General features: G+C 66.3%; 17 protein-coding genes. 7 read left to right on the top strand and 10 right to left on the bottom strand.

Annotated features, from left to right (window positions below; translation table 11 throughout):
• Positions 1-6: 6 nt before the first annotated feature.
• Positions 7-822, bottom strand: a complete 816-nt coding sequence (locus tag V3G39_01395; GenBank protein ID XAS76717.1) for a hypothetical protein — start codon at positions 820-822, stop codon at positions 7-9.
• Positions 823-1,020: 198 nt separating this feature from the next.
• On the opposite strand from V3G39_01395, the gene V3G39_01390 reads away from it, so the two are divergent.
• From V3G39_01390 to V3G39_01375, 4 genes are all read left to right on the top strand, one after another.
• The gene (locus V3G39_01390) at positions 1,021-2,358 is read left to right on the top strand and encodes a glutamate decarboxylase (protein XAS76716.1); all 1,338 of its coding nucleotides are present in this window, start codon (positions 1,021-1,023) and stop codon (positions 2,356-2,358) included.
• 219 nt (positions 2,359-2,577) lie between these two features.
• On the top strand, positions 2,578-3,180 hold the full coding sequence (locus tag V3G39_01385) for an acetate uptake transporter (GenBank protein XAS76715.1): 603 nt from the start codon (positions 2,578-2,580) through the stop codon (positions 3,178-3,180).
• Between the two features lie 38 nt (positions 3,181-3,218).
• Positions 3,219-5,195: an acetate--CoA ligase gene (gene acs, locus V3G39_01380; GenBank protein ID XAS76714.1), complete on the top strand. Its 1,977-nt coding sequence runs from the start codon at positions 3,219-3,221 to the stop codon at positions 5,193-5,195.
• A 249-nt stretch (positions 5,196-5,444) separates the two neighbouring features.
• Entirely contained in the window at positions 5,445-5,909 is a 465-nt protein-coding gene (locus V3G39_01375) for a hypothetical protein (protein ID XAS76713.1), read from the top strand.
• A 21-nt stretch (positions 5,910-5,930) separates the two neighbouring features.
• Here the strand turns inward: V3G39_01375 and V3G39_01370 are convergent, their stop codons facing one another.
• Both V3G39_01370 and V3G39_01365 read right to left on the bottom strand, forming a co-directional pair.
• The gene (locus V3G39_01370; protein ID XAS76712.1) at positions 5,931-6,725 is read right to left on the bottom strand and encodes a DUF1295 domain-containing protein; all 795 of its coding nucleotides are present in this window, start codon (positions 6,723-6,725) and stop codon (positions 5,931-5,933) included.
• 51 nt (positions 6,726-6,776) lie between these two features.
• On the bottom strand, positions 6,777-7,769 hold the full coding sequence (locus V3G39_01365) for a D-alanyl-D-alanine carboxypeptidase family protein (GenBank protein XAS76711.1): 993 nt from the start codon (positions 7,767-7,769) through the stop codon (positions 6,777-6,779).
• A 124-nt stretch (positions 7,770-7,893) separates the two neighbouring features.
• Between V3G39_01365 and V3G39_01360 the strand changes: the two genes are divergently transcribed.
• Entirely contained in the window at positions 7,894-8,352 is a 459-nt protein-coding gene (locus tag V3G39_01360) for a transcriptional repressor (GenBank protein ID XAS76710.1), read from the top strand.
• 67 nt (positions 8,353-8,419) lie between these two features.
• Here V3G39_01360 and V3G39_01355 read toward each other — a convergent pair whose 3' ends face one another.
• The 6 genes from V3G39_01355 to V3G39_01330 all read right to left on the bottom strand — a co-directional run bounded on the left by V3G39_01355 (position 8,420) and on the right by V3G39_01330 (position 14,069).
• Positions 8,420-9,286, bottom strand: a complete 867-nt coding sequence (locus tag V3G39_01355) for a metal ABC transporter permease (protein XAS76709.1) — start codon at positions 9,284-9,286, stop codon at positions 8,420-8,422.
• Positions 9,283-10,200 carry a metal ABC transporter permease gene (locus tag V3G39_01350; GenBank protein ID XAS76708.1) on the bottom strand — a complete coding sequence of 306 codons (918 nt, stop codon included), beginning with the start codon at positions 10,198-10,200 and terminating at the stop codon, positions 9,283-9,285. The genes V3G39_01355 and V3G39_01350 overlap by 4 nt, the downstream gene beginning before the upstream one ends.
• Positions 10,200-11,042 (bottom strand): ABC transporter ATP-binding protein, encoded by an 843-nt coding sequence (locus V3G39_01345; GenBank protein ID XAS76707.1) that lies wholly within the window; start codon positions 11,040-11,042, stop codon positions 10,200-10,202. The genes V3G39_01350 and V3G39_01345 overlap by 1 nt, the downstream gene beginning before the upstream one ends.
• Entirely contained in the window at positions 11,039-12,049 is a 1,011-nt protein-coding gene (locus V3G39_01340) for a zinc ABC transporter substrate-binding protein (GenBank protein XAS76706.1), read from the bottom strand. The genes V3G39_01345 and V3G39_01340 overlap by 4 nt, the downstream gene beginning before the upstream one ends.
• Positions 12,050-12,144: 95 nt before the next feature.
• Positions 12,145-13,041: a cobalamin-binding protein gene (locus V3G39_01335; GenBank protein ID XAS76705.1), complete on the bottom strand. Its 897-nt coding sequence runs from the start codon at positions 13,039-13,041 to the stop codon at positions 12,145-12,147.
• 35 nt (positions 13,042-13,076) lie between these two features.
• The gene (locus V3G39_01330) at positions 13,077-14,069 is read right to left on the bottom strand and encodes a helix-turn-helix transcriptional regulator (GenBank protein XAS76704.1); all 993 of its coding nucleotides are present in this window, start codon (positions 14,067-14,069) and stop codon (positions 13,077-13,079) included.
• 58 nt (positions 14,070-14,127) lie between these two features.
• Here V3G39_01330 and V3G39_01325 point away from each other — a divergent pair, with 58 nt between their 5' ends.
• A complete protein-coding gene (locus V3G39_01325; GenBank protein XAS76703.1) occupies positions 14,128-15,369 on the top strand; it encodes an MFS transporter in 1,242 nt (413 codons plus the stop codon).
• A 340-nt stretch (positions 15,370-15,709) separates the two neighbouring features.
• The gene (locus tag V3G39_01320) at positions 15,710-16,252 is read left to right on the top strand and encodes a hypothetical protein (protein ID XAS76702.1); all 543 of its coding nucleotides are present in this window, start codon (positions 15,710-15,712) and stop codon (positions 16,250-16,252) included.
• Between the two features lie 2 nt (positions 16,253-16,254).
• Here the strand turns inward: V3G39_01320 and V3G39_01315 are convergent, their stop codons facing one another.
• Complete coding sequence (locus tag V3G39_01315; GenBank protein XAS76701.1) at positions 16,255-17,049, bottom strand: methyltransferase domain-containing protein; 795 nt, start codon at positions 17,047-17,049, stop codon at positions 16,255-16,257.
• Positions 17,050-17,111 lie beyond the last annotated feature (62 nt).

Raw genomic sequence — 17,111 nt, 5'->3', positions numbered from 1 at the left:
CTGGTGTCAGCGGCGCGAGGTCGGGCTGGTTGAACCCCAGATATAGGGGTTCTCGTTGTAGACCACGCGGTAGTCGCGCGTCTGGGAGGTGTTGTAGCTGTAGCTGGTGGCGCCCGCAGAGTTGGTCTTGAACGTCTTCAGGTTGGTCCACGCCGACCCGGAGTTCGCGCGGTACTGGATCGTGCCCGACTCATCGGCCCACGCGATGTTGCGGTCCAAGCTCGTGGCGTACCGCACCGTGCGGGAGGCCAGCGTTACCTTGTTGCCCGAGCGGCTGGTCTGCAGACCAGACCACGAACCAACCTTGACGGTGGTCTTCGGGGTGTCCTGGGAATAGCTGTTGCCGGCTTCGTCGATCGCGCCATATGCCTTCCAGGTGCGCGTGCCGAGCTGGGTCTCGCGGTAGAGATCCCAGGTGGAGCTCTTTTCATTGGCAAAGATGATGCCGTCGGTGGCGTCTTCGAAACTGGGCCCGGTGTACCAGATCGCGAGCGGGCCGGGGTGCAGTGCACACCCGCCGGTGACCCTGACCGGAACCTCGAAGGTGTCCTGCACCACGCGCGCGGTGGTGGGAACGATCAGCCGGCAGCTTCCGTAGAAGGGGCCGTCCAACGGGGAGTCCGCACTCGTCTTGTTCGCCTTGATCTTTGCTGCGGCGCGCTGCAGCGACTGATGCTGCATTGCCTGGCGCTGCGCGCTGTGGCCCGGGGTGGTGCTGCCCGAGGTGGTGTGGTCGGTGATGGCGTGGGCGGGCGCCGCGAGGGCGATGCCCAGCCCGGCGATCATGGGTAGCGCAGCTGCTGCGGCGACACGACGGATCATGGTCTTCTGCTTTCGGGAAAATCCGGTGCGCCACGGCATCGGGGATGGGAAGTAGCTGAATATTAGCTGACAGACAACCGTATTACGGACGGCGTCTGCGCGCAACGCCCAGGGTTGGGCGCGATAGTAACGGGCATGCCTCTTCACTCAGGTGCGCACCATCACCGATCCCACGCCGGACGCACCTCCAATGCGCTGATGACTTCGGCAAATCCTGCTCTCGGTGAGTCTCTGGAGCCACCCGCCTCCAGGCTCCGGCAGGGGCCCGTCCCGGCAGACGTCGCCGCTCAGTTGATCAGGGATGAGCTGATGCTGGATGGCAGCTCCCGGCTCAATCTGGCCACCTTCGTCACCACCTGGATGGAGCCGCAGGCAACGGCGTTGATGACCGACTGCCTCGACAAGAACATCATCGACAAGGATGAATACCCCCAGAGCGCCGAGCTGGAGCGACGCTGCGTCGCGATCCTGGCCGATCTGTGGCATGCGCCCGACCCGGAGCACGCAACCGGCTGCTCGACCACCGGATCGAGCGAAGCCTGCATGCTCGCCGGAATGGCATTGAAGCGCCGCTGGGTCGCGGCCACCGCTGACCCCAGCCGTAAACCGAACCTCGTCATGGGCGCGAACGTGCAGGTGTGCTGGGAGAAGTTCTGCCGCTACTGGGACGTCGAACCCCGGATGGTGCCGATGAGCGGGGACCGCTTCCACCTGGATGCGGAGTCGGCGGCGGCGTACTGCGACGAGAACACCATCGGGGTGGTCGCGATCCTCGGCTCCACGTTCGACGGTAGCTACGAACCGGTCACCGAGATCGCCGCCGCGCTGGACGAGTTGGCTGCATCGGGCGGGCCGGATGTGCCGATGCACGTGGATGGAGCTTCCGGAGGGCTGTTCGCGCCATTTGTCGACCCGGATCTGCTGTGGGACTTCCAGCTTCCTCGGGTTGCCTCGATCAACACCTCCGGGCACAAGTACGGACTGGTCTACCCCGGTGTCGGATGGGTGCTGTGGCGCCATGAGGATCTGCTGCCCAAGGAACTCGTCTTCGACGTGAACTACCTGGGCGGCGATATGCCGACCTTCGCGTTGAATTTCTCGCGGCCCGGCGCACAGGTGATAGCGCAGTACTACACCTTCTTCCGGCTGGGCCGGGAAGGCTTCCGCGAGGTGCATCAGGCCAGCCGGGACGTGGCGACCTACCTGTCGTCCAGGATCGCGGCACACCCGCAGTTCGAGCTGATCACCAAAGGGGATGAGCTGCCGGTGTTCGCCTTCACCACCACCGATCACGTGAAGGGGTGGGACGTGTTCGCGCTCTCCACGGCGCTGCGCGAACACGGCTGGCAGGTGCCGGCCTACCGGTTCCCGGCCGATCGGACGGATCTGGCGGTGCTGCGGATCGTCTGCCGTAACGGTTTCAGTCATACGCTCGCCGAACTGCTACTGGAGCACCTGGACGCTGCGATCCAGCATCTCGACGCCGGTGCGCAGCCCACGATCGCCGCCAGCGGCCCCGAGGGTTTTCACCACTGACGGTTCTCAACAGCGTTTCGACGAGCTGAGCGCGCGCCGTTCGTCGCGTGGAAACTACCGTTCATCGCAGTGTGACCCAGCACACAACGCAGGGATCCTGCCGCTCGTCGAGTGCGGGCGTAGAACGGCAGCCCCGGGAGTGCGGTGCGTCCTAGGTTGCGGTTGTCCGTGCAGTGGCGATGCGCCCCTGGAAAACCTCATGACCGCAGGAGACACTCAATGTCCACTACCGACCCAACCCCTGAGCTCAAGCCGGGCGCGCATATCGCCGACCCCGCGCCCCTCGGCCTCGCGGCCTTCGCTCTCACCACCGCCGTGCTCAGCGCGGTCAACGCCGGCTGGGTGCCGGCTACCGTCGAGCCCGTCGTCTTCGGCCTCGCGCTCGCCTACGGCGGCATCGGCCAGTTCATCGCCGGCATCTGGGAGTTCGCCAAGGGCAACACCTTCGGCGCGACGGCGTTCGTGTCCTACGGTGCTTTCTGGGTCTCGTTCTGGTGGTTGACCGGTCACTCCAACCTGGACAAGGTGCCTGCCGGTGACGTCGGTAAGGGTGTCGGTCTGTTCCTGCTGGTCTGGGGAATCTTCACGCTGTACATGACTGTCGGAGCGAGCAAGATCAGCATTGCGCTCCTCGCGGTCTTCGCCCTGTTGACCATTACCTTCTTCCTCCTTGCATGGGGCGAATTCGCCGGTTCCGACGGTATCCACAAGGCAGGCGGATACTTCGGCCTGGCAACTGCGCTCGCGGCGTGGTACGCATCATTTGCTGGCATTGTGGCTTTCACGCACAAGAAGCCGCTGGTGCCGGTCGGCCCCCGCTGACCGACGACCACTAGTCCCGAGATCATGAGGAGCACCCGATGAGCAACGAGACCCTGGCGAATCTGTCCCACGAGGAGCGTCGCTTTCCCCCGCCCGCTGACTTCGCCGAGCACGCCAACGTGACTGCAGCAGCGTACGACGAGGCGGAGACGGACTCCGATGCCTTCTGGGCCAAGGCCGCCGAGCGGCTCAGTTGGGACACGAAGTGGGATCGGGTGCTCGACTGGGACAACCCGCCGTTCGCGAAATGGTTCGTCGGCGGCAAGATCAACGCGGCGTACAACTGCGTGGACCGGCACGTCGAGGCCGGTCTCGGTGACCGGATCGCCTACCACTGGGTCGGTGAGCCGGAGGATGACACCCGCGACATCACCTACGCGCAGCTGAAGGACATGGTCTGCCAGGCCGCGAATACGCTGATCGACCTGGGCGTCAAGACCGGCGACCGGGTCGCGATCTACATGCCGATGATTCCCGAGACCGTCGTCGCAATGCTGGCGTGCGCCCGCCTCGGCGCACCGCACACCGTCGTTTTCGGTGGGTTCTCCGCATCGGCGCTGCGTGACCGCATCGAGGACTGCGACGCACACGTGGTCATCACCGCCGACGGCGGCCACCGCAAGGGGTCGCCGTCGGCGTTGAAGCCCGCGGTCGACGACGCCGTGGCGCAGTGTGACGGCGTACAGCACGTGCTCGTCGTACGCCGCACCGGCCAGGACGTCGCCTGGAACGACGAGCTCGACGTGTGGTGGCACGACACAGTGGACAAGGCCAGCACCGAGCACACCCCGGAGGCGTTCGACGCCGAGCACCCGCTCTACGTCATGTACACCTCGGGCACCACGGGCAAGCCCAAGGGCATCCTGCACACCACTGGCGGATACCTGGTCGGTACGTCGTGGACCCACCACGCGGTCTTCGACCTCAAGCCCGAGACCGACGTCTACTGGACGGCCGCCGACATCGGCTGGGTCACCGGACACAGTTACATCGTCTACGGCCCGCTCGCCAACGGCACGACGTCGGTGATGTACGAGGGCACTCCGGACAGCCCGCACAAGGGTCGCTGGTGGGAGATCATCGCCAAGTACAAGATCACCACGCTGTACTGCGCGCCTACCGCGATCCGTACCTTCATGAAGTGGGGCCGCGATATCCCTGCGCAGCACGACCTGACGAGCCTGCGACTGCTCGGATCGGTCGGTGAGCCGATCAACCCGGAGGCGTGGATCTGGTACCGCGACCAGATCGGCGGCGGCAAGACGCCGGTCGTCGACACCTGGTGGCAGACCGAGACCGGCATGTTGATGGTGAGCCCGTTGCCCGGGGTGACCCAGTCCAAGCCGGGCTCGGCGATGAAGGCGCTGCCGGGCGTCACCGTCGATGTGGTGGATGACGACGGCAACAGTGTCGGAAACGGCAACGGCGGCTACCTGGTGATCACCAAGCCGTGGCCTGCCATGTTGCGCACCATCTGGGGTGACGACGAGCGGTACAAGGAGACCTACTGGATGCGGTACGCCGACAAGGGCTACTACTTCGCCGGTGACGGCGCCAAGCTCGACGAAGACGGCGACGTGTGGGTGCTGGGTCGGGTCGATGACGTGATGAACGTGTCTGGTCACCGACTGTCCACCACCGAGATCGAGTCGGCGCTGGTGTCGCACCCGAAGGTGGCCGAAGCGGCGGTCGTGGGTGCGACCGACGAGCAGACCGGTCAGGCCGTCAACGCGTTCGTCATTCTGCGCGAGTCGGCATTGAAGGGCGCCGGGGAAGCGCCGGAGGCCCTGATCAAAGAACTACGCGATCACGTGACCAAGGAGATCGGCGCCATCGCGCGGCCGAAGTCGATCCTCGTGGTGGCCGAGTTGCCGAAGACCCGGTCGGGCAAGATCATGCGGCGGTTGCTGCGCGACGTGGCCGAGAAACGTGACGTCGGTGACGTCACCACGCTCGCCGACTCCACGGTGATGGAACAGATCCAGAGCGGAGTTGCGAACTCCTCGGAGAGCTGATCCCTTCCACGCGACGAGGGTCGCATCGTGTGCTGATGGTGTAGCTATTGCTCACCCCTCACCACACGATGCGGCCCTCCGTCGTTGCGTCGCCCTCTCATCGAGTCGCAGCATCGGATCCGGAAGCTCGTGCCGCCGCGCTCGCCGTGCAGAAGCAGCTGACGAGTTCTGCTGGGCAGTGAATCAGCTGTGCCGCGCTGGGCTGGGTGGAATGGCGGGTGACGGCCCGTCCGTGCCAGGGTGAATGACATGAGCAACGGTTATGGACCCGATGGCGGCTACGACGACCGAGACCCGGACCGCACCCAGCGCATCCCGCAGGGGCGCTCGCCGGAGCCGCAGTCGTACAACAATCCGCCCCCGCAGCAGCCGTATCAGGACGACAACCGCGGATACGCCCCTGCCCCGCCGCCGGACCGCTCGGGGATCGGCGGCGGGGTGCTGACCGGAGGGATCGCGCTGGCTCTGGTGGTCGGCGGGGTCGTCGGGTTCCTGTTGAGCTCGAGCACCGGGTCCACCAAATCCCCTGGCGCGGGCTCGACCACGACCGTCACGAGCACGAGCACCCCGTCGACGGTGACCGATTCGGCATCGGCGGCTACCTCCACGACGACGGTAACCGGCGAGCCGTCCACCACCACGCAGACACAGACACAGACCCAGACGGAAACTCAAACCACCACGGTCACCGAATCCCCGCAGCCCACCCAGTAGGCAGCCCCTGTCTGCAGGGAGCTACTTCTTGGGCGGCAACGGGATGAAGAAGGAGACGCGGTCCTGGTATTCGCGGTACTCAGGTCGCTTCTCCATCTTCTTCTCCATCCGCCGGGCGCCCGTCGCGACGACCAGGAAATAACCCATCGCGACAGGCGACAGGAGGGTGAATTCACCCGGTGAGGAGGAGGCCGCCACCAGATACACGCCCGTCCATACGCACGCGTCGCCGAAATGGTTCGGGTGCCGCGACCAGCTCCACAGACCCTCATCCATCACCTTGGGACGTTCGTCCTTGTCGCGCTTCTTCCAGTCGTTCTTCTGCTTGTCTGCGACGGCTTCGCAGATCATCCCGCCGACCATCACGCTCAAGCCCACCGGCACGAGTGCCTTACGCCAGCCGCGCGGCGGGCCGCTGGCGGCGACGATCTGCACCGGCAACGAGATGAACCATTGAGCGGCTGCCTGGGTGAGGTGCAGTTTCACGAACTGCTGCGCCGGGCTGACACCCTCAAGTAATTCGGTGTACCGCGGGTCTTCCTTGTCGGTGCCCGCGATGCCCTCGACGATGTGCTTGCCGAGCCGCCCGCCCCACAGAGTCAGGCCTGCAGCGAGCGCCGTCCGGCGAGTGCGGTCACCCGTGCCGGCAGCCGCGCCGACGAGGGCGATCGCCGACAGCCCGGGACCCCAGACGACGTCGATCGTGTCGCGGCGGCCCATCACCCGACCGGCGATGAACGACCCCACCTGACCGGCGGCGATCATTCCCGTCGCCAGGCCGGTCACTCGCTTGAAGTTGTCGATCTGCAGGGTCATCGTCTTGGTGTCCTTCGGGTCAGCTCGGGGTTACGACGCCTCTATCGTCGCTCAACCCACAAAGCTGTGGTGGTAGCTCTCCCCGAAAGTGCCGTATGAGAAGGGGTTGACGAAGCCATAACGCTCGCTGTTGGCCTGTAACCACGTGTTCCCGGGCCGGCCCCAGTCGAAGGGGCTTACAGGGTTGGTGGCGTCACCCTCCTCGAAGTCGACCGCTTGGCCGTATCCGTGGTTGGACGTGCCGGGCACAGCGGCCTGCGGGAAGCCGAGCAGTTTGTACCAGTACTGCTGCTCGGCGAACGAACGATAGGTCAGATCGATGGCGGCCCACGATCCGAACTTCGCGCGGTAGGCGTTCTGCAGCTGATTCAGACCCACCAGCGCGTAACAGTTGAGGTAGCGCTGAGCGCTCTTGGTGTAGCCGGGGTCGAAGGAGTGTGCGGCGTTCCATGCCAGCGGCACTTCGCACATCGAGCTCAGCGCAATCCTGCCGTTGGTGTCCGACGGGTCCGAGGTGGTGGTGAGCGTGCCCTGGTTGACGTATCCGCGACTGGTCTGCAGCCAGTCCCCGGCCAGCACCCCGGTCACCTGGGACCGGCCGGGGTAGGAACCGATGATGGCGGCGCTGTAGCTGGGCGCCGTCCGGATATTCGCGCGCGTGTCATTTGCGGTGACGTACCGGGTGACCAGTGACGCGGCCGGCACGCTGGAACAACCGGGGTAGGAGCCGATCGCGCTCCAGGTCGTCGGGTCGACCACGCCGGTCGCCGGCAATCCGTGGGTTGTCTGGAAATATTTGGTCATGGTCAGTGTCGCCGGGTCGAACGTGCTGTTCAGCGCGACCCAGCGACTGTGCAGGCGCCACTGCCACGCCTTGACCAACGCACCGGTATCGCCGTAGCCGATGGTCGCGATCTGACACGAAGGAGAGATGGCTGCGGGCGATGGTGCGGCGTGTGCTGCCGGCACGGCCACTGCGCCCATGCCGAGGAGCGTGGCTATTCCAGTCGATCCGGCGAGAATCCGGGCGCGGCGCAGGCTCATTCAATGCTCTTTCGATCGCTGGGGCGCGGCCGCGCCCCCAGGAGGCTATCGGAAAGGCGGTCCGTTCGGATTTGTGGTCGAGGTACGGTGCGGCGAAGGACTTTCCGACAACAGAGGGGCGCACGTGGACGAGGTCGGAGATGGGCAGCCTGCCCCGGCGGAGGCTCCCGCAAGAGGTCGGCAGCGTAATACCCGCCAGGCCCAGGCCATCGAGGGTGCGCTCGCCGACGCCGACGGGTTCCGGACCGCCCAGGAGTTGTTCACCGTCATTCGTGGAGACGGGATGCGCATCGGGCTGACCACCGTCTACCGCCACTTGTCGTTGCTCGCCGACACCCATCGCGCCGATATCGTCCTGAATGCGGAAGGGGAGGCGCAGTACCGGTTGTGTGGTCCGCACTCCGCCGACGGTGAGGACGCTCATCACCACCACCTCGTGTGCCGGGAGTGTGGGCGCAGCGTCGAGGTCTCCGGTCCCGAGGTCGAGGCTTGGGCGGACAGGGTCGCGGCAACAGCGGGCTACACGCAGATCACCCACACAGTCGAACTTTTCGGACTCTGTCCCGAGCACTCGCAGCCCTGATCGGCGACTCCACTTCGCGCGTTTGCGCTGCCAGCGACGCAAACGCGCCTGAATAGTGCCGCTCGGCCTATTTTTGCGTCGCCAGCGACGCAAACGCGGCAGCCGCCCGGGTATGCCGCCGGCGGGCTGCAGCGAGCGCCGCAGCGCCGGTGTAGATCAACGCAGCCGTGATCATGATCGTAAAGCTCACCGGCAGCACCGGGGCGACATAAGCAATGACGATGCCGATCCAGACAGCGGCGACGGCGAGTACCCCGGAGAGCGCGAACGCGTGCCACGGGCGGGCCGTGAGCAGTTGGGCTGCGGCGGGGGGAGCCGCAACCAGCCCGAACAGCAGCAACGCGCCGACCGCCTGGCTGGCCTCGGCGGCGGTGACCCCGACCAGGGCCAGGAATACCGGGCCGAGCACCCGCACCGGTACGCCGCGACCGCTGGCGACCGCCGGGTCGAGGCTGGCGAAGAGCAGCGGACGCGCGATGGCCAGCAGCAGGATGATGCCGCCGAGTGCGATCCACGCAGCGGTACGTGCGTCCGAGGCGCTGATCCCGAAGATCGAACCGAAGAGCACGTTGACGTTCGCGCCGCCGGTCTGCGTCGAGGCATGCGTCGTGTAGAGCGCGAGGAAGAAGACGCCGAGCCCGAGAATCCAGGCGAAGGTCGTACCGATCACCACGTCGTCACCGCCGCCCTTCCCACCGAGCACACCCAGGATCAGACCGACGCCGATACAGGCGGCGAAGAGCCCGAACCGCAGGTCCAACCCAGCGGCCAGAGCGGCGAGCGCGCCCGTATAGGCGACGTGCGAGAGTGCGTCGCTGGCGAAGACCTGTCCGCGTAGCACCACGAAGTAGCCGACCAGGCCCGACAGCAACGCGATCGCGGTTCCGGCCAGCAGCGCATGTTGGATGTAGTCGGCGCCGAGAAAGCCGCTCACGCCGCAGCCGCCTGCGAAGAGTCCGGGCGCAGTCGGCGCCGACCCCGGACATCCGATGCTGCGCGGTAGACGGTGGCGAGCAGGAAGAGCGCGAACGCGAGCGTGGTCACCCAGAAGCCGATCGGGTAGGGCGAGAAGAATGCGATTCCTTCGCCCACCCACACCACGAGCAGCGCGATCACGATGGACAGGGCCAGCCCCACCGAGGGCCGGGCGGTCAACCGGCTGGCAGTGGCGGCGGGCGCGACGAGCAGCGCGAAGACCAGCAGGCTGCCCGTCACCTGACTGGTGCCGGCGGCAGCCATTGCGAGCACCAGCAGGAATGCGGCGTTGAGCAATCGGACCGGAACCCCGTTGGCACGCGCCACCTCGGGGTCCACGCTCGCGAAGAGCAATGGTCGCCCGATGACGACAAGAACAACCAGGCAGACGGTGCCGGCGATCAGCAGGGTGATGACCTGGTCGTCGGTGATGCCGATGATCGAGCCGAAGAGCAGGCTCGTCAGGCTGGTGGAGAAGCCTTGGTAGAGGCTCACGAAGAGGAATCCGGTAGCCAGCGCGACCCCCTGGACAGTACCGATCGCGGCAGATTCCTCGCCGTACCCGCCGAGGCCCGAGTCTGCCCGACCCGACCCCGGCAACGCCGCAATGACGAGTGCGGCCGCGATACAGAAACCGAAGTATCCGAACGCGGTCGACAATCCCAGGTAGACCGCAGCCGCGGCTCCAGGGAAACCTGCGACGGCCAGGGTGTGCCCGACGAAACTCTGCCGCCGCAGCACCATGAAGTAACCGATGGCGCCCGCCACGATCGCCACGACGGTGCCCGCGCGCATGGCGTTGAGCATGAAGTGGAAGGACAGCAACTGTCGTAGGTCGTTCACCAGATTCCAGCTGAGCGTGCCCGCACCCATCAGTGCTCACCGTGGTGGTGGGAGTGGCTGTCGGGTTGGCCGATCACGACCAGTCGCCCGGCGTGGTCGTGCAGCACGTCAATCGGGGTGCCGTACAGCATGGTGAGCGTATCGGCGGTGATGATCTGTGCTGGTGGCCCCATCACGGCACCACCGTGCGCGAGGTAGATGACCTGGTCCAGATAGGACAAAATCGGGTTGACGTCATGCGCGACCAGCAGCACAGCGACCCCTTCGCTGCGGCTGACATCGCGGATCAGGGCACTGACGGAGGCCTGATTGGTCACGTCGAGGCTGTCCAGCGGCTCGTCCAGAATGAGCAGCTCCGGTCGAGAGGCGAGCGCCTGCGCGATCAGCAGTCGTTGCTGTTCGCCGCCGGAGCACTGCCCGATCGGGCGGCGGGCGTAGGCGGTCGCGCCGACCAGGTCGATGACTTCCTCGACACGTTCGTTCGTCTGATGACTGGTTGATCCGGGCACCCACGACGGCAGCGGTACGCCCCACCGGTCGCCGTCCAGACCCAGCCGGACGATGTCCACCCCGCGCACTCGCGTCGACGGATCGAACGCCCGTCGCTGCGGCAGATATCCGATCCGCTTGTTGCGGTGGCCCGGTTTGCCGCCGAGCACCGTGATCGTGCCCTCGGCGGTCGGCACCAGACCGAGTATTGCCTTCAGCAGGGTGGACTTGCCGACGCCGTTCGGGCCGAGCACTGCGACGAACTCACCCGCCTCGATCGACAGGTCCACGCCGGACCAGATGCGCCGCCCACCTACCGCCGCCGCCGCACCTGATAGCTGGACGACGACGTGCGGGGTACTGCTCTCGTGGATCGAACTCACTTACCGGTGGCCTTCTTCAGTGCGGTGATCAGGGCTTGTAGTTGTGCAGACTGCCAGTCCTGAAAGGTTGCGTTTGCAGGGGACAGCGTCTCAGTGACAGTCGCCACCGGGATACCGGCTGCCGTCGCGGCTTTCACCTGGGCGGCAACATCCGGGGTGGCATTCTGGGAGTTGTAGACGTAGACCTTGATCTTCTTGGCGGAGATCTGGTTCTTGATCGTGCCCAGATCGGCCGGGCTCGGATCGGTGCCCTCGCTGATCGCCTTGAGGAAACTGGGCGGCGTGACCAGATTCAGCTTCAGCGCGCTCGCCAGCGGGGTGAAGATCGACTCACTGGCCCCGACGGCAGTTCCGGCGTACTTCGTCGTGATCTCGTTGATCAGTTTGTTGTACGTCGCCAGGTCGGTGGTGAGGAACTTCTTGTTCTGTTGATCGAAATACGTAGCACTGCTCGGGTCCAGTTTTTTCAGGTCGGCGGTGATTGCGTTGGCCACCGTCTTGACATTGCTCGGGGAGTACCAGCGGTGCGGGTTACCGCCGTCGGGGATGCCCACAAGGGTTCCGACGGTGATGACCTTGCGTGCGTCGTTCGGGCTGGCCGCAAGGGTTTTGGAGGCCCATGAGTCGTAGCCGATGCCGTTGTCCACGAACAGCTGTGATTTCGCGATGATCGTGCCGTCCTTGGGGGTCGGCTCGTAGTCGTGCGGGTCGGTGTCGGGGTTGGTGATGATCGAGGTCGCCATGACGTGGTCACCGCCGAGCTGGGTCAGGATGCTGCCCCACGCGTTGATACTCGCAGCCACCTGGATGACTTTGCCCGAACCTGAACTACTGCCCGAACCGCTGGCCGGTGCGGGCTTCGCATCGTTCGGGTTCGTGGTGGCACAACCCGTCATCGTGGCGGCTGCGATTACCGCGAGAACAGCCGTTGTGGTTACAGCGCACCGCGCCATTGCTACTCCTGATCCGTTGTCCATCCCGCCAATCAGGCGGTGGCCCCATTCCACCTCCTAATGATAACGATTGTCAATTTCAGTGAGGTGTCGTTCATCCACCTGTTCTTGGATTGTCATGACCGCGTCCACCCTGCAGCGCACCCCGGTCAACGGATGCGGATGGTGGTGGAGCCGGTCGCGTCTGCTGTGGGCGCGACGTCCGGATGCAGGATCGCGGCCAGCGCCTCGACGCCGTCGACAAGCCGTGCGGCGGGGCGGGCAAACGATGAGTTGGCATCGACCGCCCATACGGGCACTCCGTCCGGGAGTACGTCCAGCGGCAGTAGCTCGCGGGTCAGGTCGGCGGCTGCTTCGGCGTGAAATCCGCAGGGCGCCGACACGATGACGTCGGGCGACGCGGCACGGATGGCCTCCCAGGTGGTGCGCACGGACTTCTGGCCCGCACTGCCGAGCACGCACTCGCCGCCTGCTGCGGTCACCATCTCGGGAATCCAATGGCCCGGCGCGAAGGGTGGCTCGGTCCACTCCAGCAGCATTACCCGTGGCCGAGGTCGACCCGCAACTGCTGAGGCCACGTCAGCCAACCGGGTTCGAAGCGCGCGGACGTTCCTGTCGGCCTGCGCCGAGCGTCCGGTCAGCCGCCCGACGGTCCCGATCGAGGTCAACACCTCGTCCAGAGTGTGTGGATCGAGGGTCACGACCTCGGCTCGGCATCCCAGGTAGGTCAGCGCATCGTCAACCGTGGATACGTCCACCGCGCAGACGGCGCAGAGGTCTTGAGTGATCACCAGATCAGCATCCAGGCCGCGCAGCGCGTCGGCGTCCAGCCGGTAGAGCTCGTCGCCGCGCGCCATCGCTGCGGTCACGAAGTCATCGATCTGGCGGGGAGTCAGCCCCTCCGGCATCGCCGAGAACGACACGATCGTGCGTTCCCGAGCTTGCGCCGGGTAGTCGCACTCGAACGTGACCCCGACGACATCGTCGCCTGCACCCAGGTCGAAGAGGATCTCAGTGGCTGACGGAAGCAGCGAGATGATGCGCATGCCGACCAGTCTCGCCTGCACCGGCGCTCAACCGCTCAGCCAGGCGCTTGATCCGTGCCGTCCGCAGCCACGAGGGCGTCGCCGAGCGGGGTGCGCCAGTAGAGCACGATGCGGCCAGACCGGCGCCGGGTGACGACGCCCGCCTGCAGCAGCACGCGCAGGTGGTTGCCCACGGATCCGATCGGCAGGCGAAGGTGGGCAGCAAGGTTCGTGGTGCTGTCCGGGTGCTCGAGCATCCGCAGCAGGGCTGCCCGATTTGTGCCGATCAGCAGTGGCAGCCCGCCCTTGCGGGACGCGTCGGTCTGCGCCAGCCGACCGGTGACGGGGTAGTAGACCGCGTACGTGCGTCCTTGCGTCCAGCCGATCCACGTCGCAGACCCGATCACCGGGATGAAGTAGAGATCGGCGCCTGCGGGAAGGATCTGCGTGGGCACATCGAGGCGGCTGACCCGCAACTGTCCGTCGCCCACCCAGTCCCGGTCGCGACCGAGGTCATGCAGCACGGCAGCCCAGCCGTGGGTCGCCAACCGGCTGGTGCGGGCGACGATATCGGCGCGCAGGATCTGTTCCCGCCGCTGCCAGTCGGTCTCGAGGGTATGGGTCCACACCCACGACAGCAGGTCGACCGCGCACTCGGCCAGGTCGAGGTCGGCGAGTTCGGCCGGCAGAGCGCCCTGGATGGTCTCCTGCAGATCGGCGCGCATCCGGTCACCAGTCAGCTCGGCGATGCACGCCAACTCTTGCGCGATGCTCGCCGTGGGGGAGGGCGGCGGTGAGCTCAGGTAGTCCGCGATCCACCCGGGCTTCGCGCCGCGCCGCGGTCGGAAACTGCAGTCGAGCAGCGTGCGACGCTGCGGGAACCGATCCAGCATCGCGTCGTAGGCCGCCTTGTTCGCGGTGTGGAAGGCGCGCTCAGTCGCGTCGCGCGGTCTGAAGAGCGCGATCAGCGTCGTCACGATCTCGGCTTTTGCGGAGATGACGAAGCGCGCCGACGCGAGTAGATCGGGTGGTACCTGCCACGTCCCCATATTTCGCCTCCACGCGAAACGTTAGCCATCACAATCCCGGATAGGCAAGCTGTACATCGTGACCACACCGCCGAGGGCTGCCGAGGGTTCAGCCGCCAACCCGCCGAACCCGCTGCGGTCGCACGACTTTCGCTGGTTCTTCATAGCCCGGACCGTCTCGGTGCTCGGTAGCTCGATGACTCCGGTGGCGCTTGCATTCGCCGTGCTGCAGATGACCGGCCGGGCAGCCGATCTGAGCTACGTCCTCACCGCCTCGATGGTGCCGATGATCAGCCTGACGATCTTCGGTGGTGGTATTGCAGATCGGTTCAGGCGCGATGCGCTCTTGCGCTGGACCAGCCTGCTCAGCGGCGTATCCCAAGCCGGTGTGGCCTTCTGCGTGATCACCGACCAGCCGATCCGGTACCTGGTGGCGCTCGCGTTCATCAACGGCGCGACGCAGGCATTCGCCGGCCCGGCGATGAGCGGCATCATCCCGCAGTTGGTCGCCCGCGAGGGGTTGCAGAAGGCCAACTCGCAGTTGGCATCGGCGCGCAACGCGGCCCGAGTCCTCGGCCCGACAGCGGCCGGCGTGCTGGTGGCCACCGTCGGCGGCGGCATCGCGATCCTTATCGACGCAGCATCCTTCCTCATCGCCGCGTGGTGCATGCTCTTCGTCGCACTGCCCGACCGACCCGCCGCGCCGGCCCGCGGGCTGGCTCACGACCTTCGCGAGGGGTGGACCTACTTCCGGTCTACGTCCTGGATCTGGTCGGTCACGGCGGCCTTCACGGTCGTCAACGCCGTCCAGACGGGAGTGTGGCAGATCCTGGGACCGGTGATCGCGACGCACACATTCGGTGCGGATGGCTGGGGCGCGGTGCTGAGTGTCCGGGCGGTCGGGCTGCTCGTGATGAGCGTGGTGATGCTCCGGTTGACCGTGCGTCGGCCGCTGGTCTTCGGTCTGATGTTGCAGGCCCTCGGAGCCCTCCCGCTGCTACTTCTCGGGCTGGGAGTCGGCGTGGCGGTGCTCGCGGTCGGCGCCCTGCTGGCCGGGCTCGGGACCTCATTCATGGGCGTCACGTGGGACACCGCGCGACATACCCACATCCCGCCGCAGATGATGTCGCGGGTCAGTTCCTACGACGACTTCGGCTCCTACGCGGCGATCCCGGTCGGGCAACTGGCCGTGATCCCACTGGCGGCGATCTTCGGCGCCGAACACGTCGCGATCTACGGTGCCGCGCTCTTCGCCGTTGCCGTGCTGCTGCCGCTGAGTGTCGCAGGAGTGCGCAACCTCGCAGCGGCAGCGAGTCCATAGGGTGCCAACACCCTCTCGAGTAATGCGGGCCTCGGTCACCGCACACTAGCGTCGATCCTCGGCTCCGGCCTGTTGATCATCGTGCCCGTGCTGGAGCGCACGCTCGGCCCGCTGTCACTGCTCGGCGCCGCTGGAGTGTGCGCAGTGGCCTGGGTGGTGGGCACCTCGGTGCGGCACTGTGTCCGCGTCGTCGAACCTGCACTTGCGGCACGGTCGACCGATAAGGCGCCCCCCGGTGGCTCCGCACTGTGGGAGCGGTCCGTGGCGTGCGCGGCCGTCGCAGTGATCGTCCTCGTCGGCGTCACCCGCCGATTCGCTTCTGCTGGTGCTCGGTGGGACCGTGATCACGGTCCAGGGCTTCGAAACGGTGCAGTATCTCGGCGACCGGTTCGACGCCGAAACCCGCGTCCGGGCCTCGCGATTGGCGCAGCTGGTCGCGGCCTCGATCTACCTGGGTTTCGTCGCGGTCGCGACCCCGGTCATGGGGCTGGGGACCGCCGCCGGGCCCGACAACACGCTGCTGGACATCACCGGCCGGGTAGCGCCATGGCTCGCTCTGCCCCTGGTGCTGTCGGCTGTGCTCAGCCAGTTCAGCGCAGCCGTGGCCGACACGGTCGCTGCGCAGGGCAATCTGAGCGGCCTGTCCCGCTTCATGCGTGGTCCCACGCCGTACCTGGTCAGTGGTGGCGCAGCGGTACTGCTCGCGGCCACCACGCCGACCTTCACGATCGTTGCGGTCGCGTCCCGGGCATTCGCCGCGTATTACGCGATCCAAGCGGTTCTGGCGATGCGTACATCGGTCGGGGTGATGCGTAGGGCGGGGTATTTTGCGCTCGCGGCTGTGATGATCGCCATCGCGCTCGTTGCCGAGTCGACGGGCTGATTTCAGACTCGAATCAGTAGCTCTCCGTGCAGGAAGCTCAGCCATCCGTCATCGGCTGCGGCCCAACGCAGCCAGGCAGCGGCTATTTCCGCCAGTTCGGCGGGGGTGGCCAGGCCGTAGGCGACGGCCTGTTCGGCGAACGATGACGCTGTCGCACGACCGGCCCAGGAGTTGCCCCACCAGGCGCGCTCGACGTCCGTGGCGTAACACCACGCCGAGGTGGTGGCGGCGATGTCGCGTAACCCTGCAGCGTGTGCCCAGGAGCGCAGCCGTCTGCCGGCATCGGGCTCGGCATCATTGCGTCGGGCGGTCTCGGAGTACACCCGCAGCCAGTGGTCCAAACCCTCGTCGGCGGGGAACCAGGTGGTGGCGGCGTAGTCCACCTCGCGGACGGCGATCACGCCACCCGGACGGCATACCCGGGCCATCTCGCGCAGCGCCGCGACCGGATCGGTCAGATGCTGCAGCATCTGATGGGCGTGCACGACGTCGACGCTGTCGTCGGCCAGCTGCAGGTCGTAGACGTCGCCGACGGCGAAATCCACTGCGATCTCAGCGCGGGCGGCGAGATCGCGCGCCTCGTTCAGCGGGGCATTCGCGATATCCAGACCGAGCACCTTTCCGGGTGCGACGATCCGGGCGAGGTCCACCGTGATGGTGCCCGGCCCGCACCCGACATCCAGTAGTTCCAGGCCGGGGTGAAGCAACGGCAACAGGTAACCGGCGGAGTTCTGTGCAGTGCGCCAGCGATGCGACTGCAGCACGGCGTCTGCGTGTCCGTGCGTGTAGGTGTCCACCCGGTCAGCCTCGTCGCGACGTTCTCACATGGCAAGACTTGAGTCTCACGATGTGGATTTGA

It is taken from the genome of Dermatophilaceae bacterium Sec6.4 (assembly GCA_039636865.1).
Lineage (GTDB): Bacteria > Actinomycetota > Actinomycetes > Actinomycetales > Dermatophilaceae > Allobranchiibius.
This window is presented reverse-complemented; position numbering and strand designations above follow the sequence as displayed.

What these genes read in the sequence shown, in the direction of transcription:
- V3G39_01395 (XAS76717.1), bottom strand. Translation starts at nt 822, where the DNA reads ATGATCCGTCGTGTCGCCGCAGCAGCTGCGCTACCCATGATCGCCGGG.
- V3G39_01390 (XAS76716.1), top strand. Translation starts at nt 1,021, where the DNA reads ATGACTTCGGCAAATCCTGCTCTCGGTGAGTCTCTGGAGCCACCCGCC.
- V3G39_01385 (XAS76715.1), top strand. Translation starts at nt 2,578, where the DNA reads ATGTCCACTACCGACCCAACCCCTGAGCTCAAGCCGGGCGCGCATATC.
- acs (XAS76714.1), top strand. Translation starts at nt 3,219, where the DNA reads ATGAGCAACGAGACCCTGGCGAATCTGTCCCACGAGGAGCGTCGCTTT.
- V3G39_01375 (XAS76713.1), top strand. Translation starts at nt 5,445, where the DNA reads ATGAGCAACGGTTATGGACCCGATGGCGGCTACGACGACCGAGACCCG.
- V3G39_01370 (XAS76712.1), bottom strand. Translation starts at nt 6,725, where the DNA reads ATGACCCTGCAGATCGACAACTTCAAGCGAGTGACCGGCCTGGCGACG.
- V3G39_01365 (XAS76711.1), bottom strand. Translation starts at nt 7,769, where the DNA reads ATGAGCCTGCGCCGCGCCCGGATTCTCGCCGGATCGACTGGAATAGCC.
- V3G39_01350 (XAS76708.1), bottom strand. Translation starts at nt 10,200, where the DNA reads ATGGGTGCGGGCACGCTCAGCTGGAATCTGGTGAACGACCTACGACAG.
- V3G39_01335 (XAS76705.1), bottom strand. Translation starts at nt 13,041, where the DNA reads ATGCGCATCATCTCGCTGCTTCCGTCAGCCACTGAGATCCTCTTCGAC.
- V3G39_01330 (XAS76704.1), bottom strand. Translation starts at nt 14,069, where the DNA reads ATGGGGACGTGGCAGGTACCACCCGATCTACTCGCGTCGGCGCGCTTC.